General features: G+C 48.2%; 1 protein-coding gene and 1 pseudogene. One reads left to right on the top strand and one right to left on the bottom strand.

Annotated elements, in window-relative coordinates; translation table 11 throughout:
- Positions 1-86: 86 nt before the first annotated feature.
- A pseudogene (locus tag CX664_RS28390) lies at positions 87-410 on the top strand (IS1595-like element ISEnu2 family transposase); the annotation flags it as partial.
- Here the strand turns inward: CX664_RS28390 and CX664_RS24830 are convergent.
- The gene (locus CX664_RS24830) at positions 359-1,054 is read right to left on the bottom strand and encodes a hypothetical protein (protein WP_101749268.1); all 696 of its coding nucleotides are present in this window, start codon (positions 1,052-1,054) and stop codon (positions 359-361) included. The pseudogene CX664_RS28390 and the gene CX664_RS24830 overlap by 52 nt on opposite strands.
- Between the last annotated feature and the right edge of the window lie 105 nt (positions 1,055-1,159).

The following is a 1,159-nucleotide window of genomic DNA, read 5'->3' as shown; positions in this document are numbered from 1 at the left end:
GTTTCCAGTTGGAGAATCGTCTGGGGATGACAACAATAGAACTGACCTGGTCAGCCCGGTAAAGTTCCAGGCAGCCGGTATCAGGGGCACCGGAGCTTAGTGGCATCACAGAACTGGATGAAACTTTCTTCCGTGAATCCTTCAAAGGTCAGAAAAAAGGTCTTCCAAGAGCTGCCAGGAAACGGGGTAATGAGAAGAAGACAGAGTGTCGACAAATACCGGTCATGGTAGCCAGAGACCGCGATAATCAGACGGTTGATGGCATTCTGGAGAATCAGGGTGCAGACGAGCTTTGTCGTCATTTGAACGGTCGAATAAATATTGAAGCAGTCGTATGCGCCGATGCAAGCCTTGCATATCACAGCCCTTGCAGGAACTCTTCCATCCAGTCATCGTTGTTGACCAGTTCTGACTCTGTCGCCAATGAATCCAATGTCGCCAATGAATCCAAATCCCATTCCACTATTTCATCAAGCCCAAGTGGGTCTCTTCTCCTTTTCTCGCTGGCTTCAGTCCATTCTTTCCGTGTTTCTGAATCCACTGCGTAGCTCATTTTGCAGATAGCAGTGCTTAATTCAACATAAGTCATTCGGCTTCGGTGGGGTTCCAGCAGTTCAAGTTCTGCATTTCCCAATTCGCGAAAACGATCCAGAGCTTCCATTGCCGCGTCAAAGTTAGATAGCGGCCCTTGAATGCGACTGTTGGCAACCTGGTTCCCTTGAGTTGGTATGCTTGCCCTTGCTGGAAGTCCTTGCTGAGGGATTGATGTTACTACTGGCGTTTTTGCTGCCTCAATCTGTTCCAACTTTGCAACCACCGCTTTCTTAACGAGGTCTGGAACAATGCCGTCTTTATCATCTTTGATAACCGGGCTGAGTGCCGTGCATAAACGGGCGTTTAGCTGGCCGCTGCTGGCATAGTGTTCAAGAGATGACCAGACCGCAGGCTTTAATGGTTTATTGCAATTGATTAGACTAATAATCAGAGAGGGTGCCACCAGGTGTGGTATTTTTTTAGGCTTGGCTTTCTTGGGCTCTTTGGTTCTCGCTTTCATTTGGGCTAATTTCTCACCTCATGGCACTGATCGCATAGAGCGCGCGTCCTGAGGCTTTTTATACCATTGTTCTGTGAACTCGGTTGCCTTGAAAAAGGCGGTTAA

The organism is Endozoicomonas acroporae, from assembly GCF_002864045.1.
Taxonomy (GTDB): Bacteria; Pseudomonadota; Gammaproteobacteria; order Pseudomonadales; family Endozoicomonadaceae; genus Endozoicomonas; species Endozoicomonas acroporae.
The sequence above is the reverse complement of the archived record's forward strand: the minus strand, read 5'-3'. Positions and strand labels throughout refer to the sequence as shown.